5 protein-coding genes and 1 pseudogene are annotated in these 9,006 nt (G+C 74.4%); 2 read left to right on the top strand and 4 right to left on the bottom strand.

The window, feature by feature from the left end:
* The first annotated feature begins 135 nt into the window (after positions 1-135).
* Positions 136-855 carry a TetR/AcrR family transcriptional regulator gene (locus tag ABD323_RS37505; RefSeq protein ID WP_344446578.1) on the top strand — a complete coding sequence of 240 codons (720 nt, stop codon included), beginning with the start codon at positions 136-138 and terminating at the stop codon, positions 853-855.
* 57 nt (positions 856-912) lie between these two features.
* On the opposite strand, the gene thrS is transcribed toward ABD323_RS37505, so the two are convergent.
* The 4 genes from thrS to ABD323_RS37485 form a co-directional block, all read right to left on the bottom strand.
* Complete coding sequence (gene thrS / locus ABD323_RS37500; protein ID WP_425556297.1) at positions 913-2,178, bottom strand: threonine--tRNA ligase; 1,266 nt, start codon at positions 2,176-2,178, stop codon at positions 913-915.
* A gap of 202 nt (positions 2,179-2,380) precedes the next feature.
* The gene (locus tag ABD323_RS37495; RefSeq protein ID WP_344446576.1) at positions 2,381-4,414 is read right to left on the bottom strand and encodes a protein kinase domain-containing protein; all 2,034 of its coding nucleotides are present in this window, start codon (positions 4,412-4,414) and stop codon (positions 2,381-2,383) included.
* A 557-nt stretch (positions 4,415-4,971) separates the two neighbouring features.
* On the bottom strand, positions 4,972-5,703 hold the full coding sequence (locus tag ABD323_RS37490) for a DUF7873 family protein (protein WP_344446575.1): 732 nt from the start codon (positions 5,701-5,703) through the stop codon (positions 4,972-4,974).
* Positions 5,704-5,813: 110 nt separating this feature from the next.
* On the bottom strand, positions 5,814-8,561 hold the full coding sequence (locus tag ABD323_RS37485) for a SpoIIE family protein phosphatase (RefSeq protein ID WP_344446574.1): 2,748 nt from the start codon (positions 8,559-8,561) through the stop codon (positions 5,814-5,816).
* Between the two features lie 259 nt (positions 8,562-8,820).
* On the opposite strand from ABD323_RS37485, the pseudogene ABD323_RS37480 reads away from it, so the two are divergent.
* Positions 8,821-9,006 (top strand): annotated as a pseudogene (locus ABD323_RS37480) (hypothetical protein); the annotation flags it as partial.

The raw sequence follows: 9,006 nt of genomic DNA, 5'->3' as shown, positions 1-9,006 counted from the left end.
CCCATCTGCTCCGTCAAGGCCGGCCTCCACTGAACCCAGCCCCACCCAGCACAACGCGACGTCCCCCCACCGGGTCTCGACACCGGGCGGGGGGACGTCGCGCGTTCACCCGAACGCGTTCGTTACGGTGGTGCCATGACGTCCTCGAAACCGTCCCCGATCAGTCGCCGCGAGCGGCCCGCCAAGCCCGCGCTCTCCCGCGCGGGCATCGTGGCGACCGCGCTGGAGATCATGCGCGCCGAGGGACTGAACCGGGTCACCATGCGACGCCTCGCCCAGGAGCTCGACACCGGACCGGCCTCGCTCTACGTCTACGTCCGCAACACCGCCGAGCTGCACGCCTACCTGCTCGACGACCTGCTCGCCGGGCTCGACCTGCGGGCGGTGACCGAGCCCGGGCCGTGGCAGGAGCGGTTGGTCACCGTGCTCCGCTCCTACACCGCCCTGCTGGTCGACTACCCGGGACTGGCCCAGTCCGCCCTGGTCACCCGCCCCTCGGGACCCGGCTACCTGCGCCTGCTCGACGGCCTGCTGGCCCTGCTGGGCGAAGGGGTCCCGACCGACCGGGCGGCGTGGGCGGTGGACCTGCTGCTCCACTTCGCCACCTCCACGGCCACCGAGCAGGGCACCCGGGACCGTGCCCCCGACGCCAAGGCCGAGGAGGACGACCTGGCCGTGGCCATCGCGAACGCCACCCACGCCACCCACGGCACGGACGGCGCCGGGGCGACGGCGTACCCGCACATCGCCGCCGTCGGGATGGACCTGCTGAGCGGCCCCGGCACGGACCGGCTCAGCTGGGGGTTCCACGTCCTGATCAACGGCATCCTGGCCACCCCGAGGCCGGCCCGCTGACCACCACGGGCCACCAGGAGCCACCACCCGACGCCGCCCACCGCCCCCGCCCCGCCCTCAGCCGTCCCCCCGCTCTCCCGCCTCGCCCCCCGACCCGGCCTCCGCCTCGCACTCCCACAGCTCGGTGCGGTACGCCTCGACCAGGCCGCCGATCCGGGCCGGCAGCTCGGCTGCGGACAGGTCCGCCAGCCGGCGCCCGTCCCGCAGCCGCAGCGCGACCCGGTCCCCGCCGGCCTCCCGGGCGCCGATCACCGCCTGGTAGGGCACCAGCCTGGCACCACGGATCCTGGCCCCCAGGCTGCCCAGCTCCGGACCGGCGAGCTCGGCCCGCAGCCCCCGCTCGACGCTGCGGGCGACCAGCGCCGCGGCCTGCGGCACCTCCGCCTCGGAGACCGGCAGCACGATCAGCTGGGTGGGTGCCAGCCAGGCCGGGAAGGCGCCCCCGTGCAGCTCGATCAGGTGCGCCACCGCCCGTTCCACGCTGCCGATGATGCTGCGGTGCACCATCACCGGCCGGTGCCGGGCACCGTCGGCGCCGACGTAGCGCAGGTCGAACTGCTCGGGCTGGTGGAAGTCGACCTGGACGGTGGACAGGGTGGACTCGCGACCGGCGCTGTCGGCGATCTGGACGTCGATCTTGGGGCCGTAGAACGCGGCCTCCCCCGGCACCGCCTCGTACGCCACCCCGGCGCTGTCCAGCACCTCGCGCAGCACCGCCTCGGCCCGGCGCCACATGTCCGGATCGGCGACGTACTTACCCCCGGGACCGGCCAGCGAGAGCCGGTAGCGCACCGGCTCGATGCCCAGCGCCCGGTAGGCGCGGCGGATCAACTCCAGTGCCCCGTGGGCCTCCTGCGCCACCTGGTCGGGGGTGCAGAAGATGTGCGCGTCGTTGAGCTGGATCGCGCGCACCCGGCTCAGCCCGCCCAGCACGCCGGAGAGCTCGGAGCGGTACATGCCGCCCAGCTCGGCCATCCGCAGCGGCAGCTCGCGGTAACTGCGGGCCCGCGAGCGGTAGATCAGCGCGTGGTGCGGGCAGAGACTGGGCCGCAGCACCACCTGCTCCCCGCCGAGGTCCATCGGGGGGAACATGTCGTCGCTGTAGTGCGACCAGTGACCGGAGATCTCGTAGAGCTCGCGTTTGGCCAACACGGGCGAGTAGACGTGCCGGTAGCCGGCCCGGCGCTCGGCGCCGCGCACGTACTCCTCCAGGGTGTGCCGCACGACGGCGCCGTCGGGCAGCCAGTACGGCAGTCCCGCGCCGATCAGCGGGTCGGTGTCGAACAGGCCCAACTCACGGCCGAGCTTGCGGTGGTCGTGCACGGTGGTCTCCTCGCGGAACGGGAGGCGAGTGACCACACGGCGAAGCCCCGGGGCACTCGCCCCGGGGCTTCGGACTCGAACAGCAGTCAGCGCGCCGGGACACTCTCCGGCGTCGTCGTCATAGCGGCGCGCTTCATGCCGAACACCCTAGCAGGACCGTCACGCCGCGCCCCTCGGACCGGCGATCCGGCGGCCCGGCCCGTCACTTGCTCGGGTAGGTCCGGGTCACGTTGCCCTTGGGATCGGTCTCCAGGTACCCGTCGCGGTAGTCGTCGGCGAGGTAGACCCGGATGCTCGGCGCACCGGTGATGATGTCCGGGCCGATGATCAGGTACCGGGTCTTCGGGTTCGGCACGTTCAGGGTCGCCAGCGCCTTGGCCAGGATGTCGGGGATGACGTCCCAGTTGTAGAGCTGCAGGTCGGACATCTCGGTGTCGGAGTCGATCGTGCCGCCCGGCTCGCGGGTCACCGCGCCGCCCCGGTAGTTGAGCTGGTCGTAGAGCTTGGCGTCGCTGGGGGTCGGCGCCTCGGCGTTGGCGAAGTCCGGGTAGACGTCCAGCTCGCGCACCTTGGTCCCCGACATCTGCGGGCGCAGCGCCGCGATGACCGAGCGCACCCCGGCCGGCGTCAGCAGGTCCTGCTGGGCCGCGGACGGGCCCGCGGAGGCGACCCCCGCCCCGCCCGCGCCGCCCGCGCCGCCCGTGGCCGACGGGGACGCCGTCCCGGATCCGGTCGTGCCGGGTGTCGCCGGGGGTATCGCGCCCGGCGTGCCGCCGGTCGCCGCCGTGCCGCCGGACCGGTGCGTCGCGGTGCCGCCGCCGGGGACCAGGGTCCACGCGAGGACGCCGGCCGCCGCGACGCCGGCCACCGAGAGCACCGCCAGCGGGGCCCGGCCGCGCCGGGTGGCGGGCGGTCGGACGGCCGTGGCGCCCTGGCCGGTGGGCCCGGTGTCGCCGCCCGGCTGCGGGTGGCCGACCTGGCCCGGGTACCCGGGCTGCGCCGGGAAGCCGACCTGACCGGGGTACCCGGCCGGCGCCCCGCCGCCCGGGGTCCAGGGCGTCGCCGGATCCGGACCGCCCGGGTACCCGCCGCTCGGGTGCCCACCGGCCGGATACCCGCCGCTCTGGTACCCGCCGTTCGGATACCCGTAGGCCGGGTACCCGTACTGCGGCGGCTGCGGCTGCTGGTGCTGCTTCGGGTACTCGCCCGAGCCGCCGTACGCCGGCGGCGGGAAGGGCGATCCCAGCGGCGTGGTGGCCCCGCCGGGCGGGCCGGGCAGCGGCCCGGACCCGGTCGCCGCACCCCACCCCGCGCCGTAGCCGGCCTCGGGTGCGTCTGCGCCCCACGGCGCGGCGGCACCGTAGCCGGCGCCGGCGCCCGAGCCGGCCCCGGTCGCGCCGGTCTCGGCCGCGGCGAGCAGCTGGTCGAGCTGGGCGGCGTCGGGGCGCGCCGCGGGGTCCTTGGCGAGCAGCGCGGCCAGCACCGGCAGCAGGCGGCCCGCGTGCACCGGCGGCGGCAGCGGCTCGTCGAGGACGGCCGCCAGGGTGGCGATCGCGGAGGTCCGGCGCAGCGGGTGGTGCCCCTCGACGGCGACGTAGAGCATCATCCCGAGCGACCACAGGTCGGAGGAGGGGTCGCCCTCGCGCCCGCGGATCCGCTCCGGCGCGATGTACTCGGGCGAGCCGATCAGCGAGCCGGTCGCGGTCAGCGAGGTGGAGCCGTGCATGGCGGCGATGCCGAAGTCGGTGAGCACCGGGGTGCCGTCGCCGCGCAGCAGCACGTTCTCGGGCTTGACGTCGCGGTGCAGGATCCCGGCCGCGTGCACCGCCCGCAGCGCGCCGAGCACGCCGCGTCCGATCCGCGCGGCCTGCGGCACCGACAGCGGCCCGCGGGCCAGCAGGTCGGCCAGGCTGCCACCGTGCACGAGTTCCATCACCAGCCACGGGTGCGGGTGCTCGGCGGTGTCGACGATGTGGTGGATGATCGCCACGTTGGGGTGCTGCAGCCGCGCCAGCGCCCGGGCCTCGCGCAGCACCCGCTCGCGCATCTCCCAGGCGGCCGCCGGATCGGCCGCGGCCATCACCGGGTCGGGTGGCCGGACCTCCTTGAGCGCGACCTCGCGCTGCAGGGCGGTGTCACGCGCCCGCCAGACCAGGCCCATGCCTCCGCCGCCGAGCCGGTCCAGCAGTTCGAACCGCCCGTCGATGAGCCGCGTCTCCGGCCCCTCAGTCTCCATGGCGGTCATCGTAGGACCCTCCACCGACCGTTCGTCGCGCCCGGTCCCCCGGCACAGTCCGCACCACTGCCCACTCCCCCTGCTTCGCCCACGGACCGCCGCAGGGCCCGCTTCCGCGCCCGCCCGCAGGGGCCCGGAACGTGGCGGGGCCCGGGAGCGATGTCCGACTCCCGGGTCCCTGAGGTGCCACCCAATTGCTCACACCGGCACGTTGAAGAGCACGGATCATTCTGAGGTCGACCGTTCTGCCATTGAACTACCGTGCCACGAGGAGAGGCACAGACAGGACTTGAACCCGTATCTGTCGACGATCGTCCGCACCCGGTCGATCCGGTGTTCGGCGGCGAATACTGAGACTGGAGCGATAGTCTGAGATTGAAGGGGCTGCCTCTGCCGCGCTTGGGCTACCCCGGCCCGTGGTGCCGGGGGAGGGACTCGAACCCCCACTGGACCCCTTGGTCAACTTCACTTGTCAGTTTCAGCTTTGCGCTCTCGGCGCGCCCCTCGACCAAGCTCGGCGAGGGGAGTCGATGGGGCTGCCGCAGGCGGCAGCCGCGTCACTTGAAGAGGTAGCCGAAGACCGCGTCACCGACCCGCTGGTCGGTCACCTCGGTGCTGTTCGCCTCCTCGCGGGCGTACTTGACGGCCTGCTGCAGGCGCTCGACGCGCTCGATCAGCTCGTTGACCCGCCGGGCCGGCAGCGCACCGGAGAACTTCACCGTGGTCCAGTACCCCACCGGGATGTCCTCGTAGTACACCTCGACCTGGGCCGGGTGCTTGTCGGTGGCCTCGGCCTTCACGTGGTTGCGCGGGATCCGCTTGGTCCGCACGGTGCGGACCTGGTCGGTGCGCCAGGAGTCCGTGGACGGGTCCAGGCTCCAGGACTCGGAGGCGTCCAGCACCGGGAGCTTGCGCACGAAGGTGTGCAGGTCGGTGAGCTGCTTCTCCAGGAAGAGCAGGTACGGCACCGGCACCTGGGGCAGCAGCACCACACCGTCGACGACCACGTCGGCGACGGCGGAGCGGTTCGCCCAGTCCTTGGTGGCGGTCACGTCGAACAGCCTGGTGAGGGTGGCCGCGGTGGCCCGCATGATGTCCTCGGCCTTGACCTGGACCCGGGTCGACTCGGGCGGCAGCTGCTCGCCCTCCTCGTCCTTGGGCTGGTACGTCCGGGAGATGCCCGCCAGCAGGGCGGGCTTCTGCAGGTCGTGGTGAGCCTGGGTCAGCTCCTGGAACGACTTGGACTTGACGCCTTTTTCGACGGCGATGATCTGATTGAGCTTCGGCACCCGGCAGACGGTAGCAGGCCCGGAGTCGTTCACACATCCGAATTCGCCGGAAGATGACGACCCGTCAGACCGTTCGTCGTCGACCCACCGCCCCGTACGGTCCGCCCCGGCTACTCCAGCGCCTGCTCGGCCCAGATCACCTTGCCGTCCGCCGTGTACCGGGTGCCCCAGCGCTCCGCGAACTGCGCCACCAGGAAGAGCCCGCGGCCGCCCTCGTCGGTGCTCGCCGCGTAGCGCAGGTGCGGGGCGGTGCTGCTGCAGTCGGACACCTCGCAGATCAGCGTGCGGTCGCAGAGCAGCCGCACCTTGATCGGCTCGGTCGCGTAGCGGATCGCGTTGGTGAGCAGTTCGCTGAGGATCAGCTCGGTGGTGAAGGCCAGCTCGTCGAGCCCCCACCCGGCCAGCTGCCGGCTGACGGCCGCCCGCACGTCGCGCACCGCGGCCGGCTCCGAGGGCACCTCCCACTGCGCCACCCGGTCGGCGGGCAGCACCCGGGTGCGGGCGACCAGCAGGGCCACGTCGTCGCTGGGGTGCGCGGGCAGCAGGGCCGTCAGCACCGCCTCGCAGGTCGCCTCCGGGGACCGGTCGGGCTGCCCCGCCTCGAGCGCGAGCGCGAGCAGCGCGAGGCCGTCGTCGATGTCGCGCCGGCGGTCCTCGACCAGCCCGTCGGTGTAGAGCACCAGCTGGCTGCCCTCGGGCAGCAGGAACTCCGCCGCCGGGAACGGCAGCCCGCCCAGGCCCAGCGGCGGCCCGGCCGGCACCTCGGGGAACTCGACGCGGCCGTCCGGGTGAACGAGGGCGGCCGGTGGATGCCCGGCCCGGGCCATCGTGCAGAGCCGCGAGACGGGGTCGTAGATCGCGCACAGGCAGCTCGCCCCGATCACCGCGTCCGCGCCGCCGGCCGCGGTGTGGTCCTGGTCGAGCCGGATGACCAGGTCGTCGAGGTGGCCGAGCAGCTCGTCCGGCGCCAGGTCCAGGGTGGAGAAGTTGTGCACGGCCGTCCGCAGCCGGCCCATGGTCGCGGCGGCGTGCAGGCCGTGCCCGACCACGTCGCCGACCACCAGGGCCACCCGGGCCCCGGACATCGGGATCACGTCGAACCAGTCCCCGCTCACCCCGCCCTGCGCGGGCAGGTAGCGGTAGGCGACCTCCAGGGCGTTCTGCGCGGGCAGTCCGTGCGGCAGCAGGCTGCGCTGCAGGGCCACCGCCAGCCCGTGCTCGCGGGTGTAGCGCCGGGCGTTGTCGATGCACAGCGCCGCCCGGGCGACCAGTTCCTCGGCGAGCGAGAGGTCCTCCTCGTCGAAGCGCTCCGGGCGCTCCGAGCGCCAGAACTTGGCCACCCCCAGCAGCACCCCGCGGGCCCGCAGCGGCACCCGGACCACCGAGTGGACCCCGTAGGCGAGCACCCGCCCGGCCCGCTGCGGGTCCTGGCGCAGCCACTCGGTGGAGCCCGCCAGGTCGGGGTCGAAGGCCGCCTGCCCGGTGTCCAGGCTCCACGCCCACGGTGTGGCCGGGACCAGCACGATCTCCTCGCCGACCGGGTAGAACGGCGGGTCCTCGGTGATCGAACCCAGCGCCACCCGGTGCATCGGCGCGTTCTCCCCCGCCACCGGCTCCTCACCGCGCAGCACCGGCTCCACCAGGTCGACGGTGACGAAGTCGGCGAACCGCGGCACCGCCACCTGCGCGAGCTCCTCGGCGGTGCGCTTGACGTCCAGCGTGGTGCCCACCGCCACCGTGGCGTCGTAGAGCAGCCGCAGCCGACGGCGCGCCGCCACCGCCTTGCCGGAGACCGCGTGCAGTTCGGTGGAGTCCCGCAGCGTCGCCACGCTGCCGGGCGGTCCGCCGTCGCTGTCGGTGGGCCGGATGTTGACCGCCAGCAGCCGCTCGCCGGCCGACAGCACCTCGTCGTTGACCTCCCGCCCGCAGCCGAAGAGCTCGGCCGCCCTCGGCTCCAGGCCCAGCTCGCCGATCCGCCGGCCCTCGGCGTCCGCCGGCAGGTCGAGCAGCCGGCGCGCCTCGTCGTTGGCCAGCAGCAGCCGGCCGTCCGCGCCCACGATCAGCACGCCCTCGCGCACGGCGTGCAGAACCGCGTCATGATGTTCGTACATTCGGGTCATCTCGACGGGTCCCAGGCCGTGCGTCTGGTGCAGCAGCCGCCGGCTGGCCAGCGCGGTGCCACCCATCGCCAGCACCAGCGCCGCGCCCGCGGCACCGAAGATCAGCGGCAGCTGGTGGTCGACCACCCCGCTCACCTTGCTGATCGTGATGCCGGCCGAGACGGCGCCGACCACCTGCCCGTTGTCGTCGTGGATCGGCACGACGGCCTGCACCAGCCGCCCGATGGTCCCGTTGACCTCCTCGGTGACCACCTGCCCCTGGAGGGCGGGCTCGTAGGTACCGACGAACTTCTTGCCGATCCGGTTCGGCAGCGGGTGGGTGTAGCGGATGCCGTCGGTGTTGATGACCACGATGAAGTCCACCCCGGAGCCGCGCCGGGCCGCCTCGGCCTTCGGTTGCAGCACCGAGGTGGGGTCGGGCAGCCGCATCGCCGCCGCGGTCCCGGGGCCGTTGGCGAAGGTCTGCGCGACGGCGATCGACCGGTTGCGCGCCTCGCGGGTGCTGTCGCGCTGGGAGGCCAGGAAGAGCGCCAGCACCGCCGCCAGGACCAGCAGCAGCACCACGACCACCTGGATCGCGAACACCTGGCCGGCCACGCTGCGCAGCCCCCCGGTCCACGGTGAGCGACGACGCCTGGGCGCCTCCTCCCCCGGCGACGACTCCTGCCGGCTGCGCCGGCTCCCCGTGAGCCGGCCGACCAACCGGGCGGCCGAGGATCGGACCTTCAACCGGGCCATGGGCCCTGTCTACGCCGATTGCCACCGGGAGGCCACCGGGATGGCCGCGGCCGCCCGGGCACCGCCCCGGACGTGCCCCGCCACCCACCCGGACACCACCGGGGCGGCGCAACGGGCTGCGCCGAGCGGGCGACAGCGCCAGGGCGGTTGCCGCCCTGGCCGCGGCGGCGGTGCCTAGGCTCGCGAGACGCGCTGGACGGTGCGGCGGACGGCCGGTCAGGAGCCGTCACGCCGGCCCTCCTCACCGGAAAGGGACCCGATGCCGGCTGACCACGCACCAGCCCGACCAGCAGAGCCGACCCCACCGCGGGACCCGGGCGCCGCGCCGCACCGCTCCGGCGGGCGCCGGGCCGTGGTCCGCGCGCTGCTGGGCGGCGGCGCCCTCGCCGCTCTGACCGGCTCGGCACTGACCGCGGGCGGGGGCCCGGCGGCCGGGGCCCGGGGG

This window comes from Kitasatospora nipponensis, assembly GCF_039528135.1.
Taxonomy (GTDB): domain Bacteria; phylum Actinomycetota; class Actinomycetes; order Streptomycetales; family Streptomycetaceae; genus Kitasatospora; species Kitasatospora nipponensis.
This window is presented reverse-complemented; position numbering and strand designations above follow the sequence as displayed.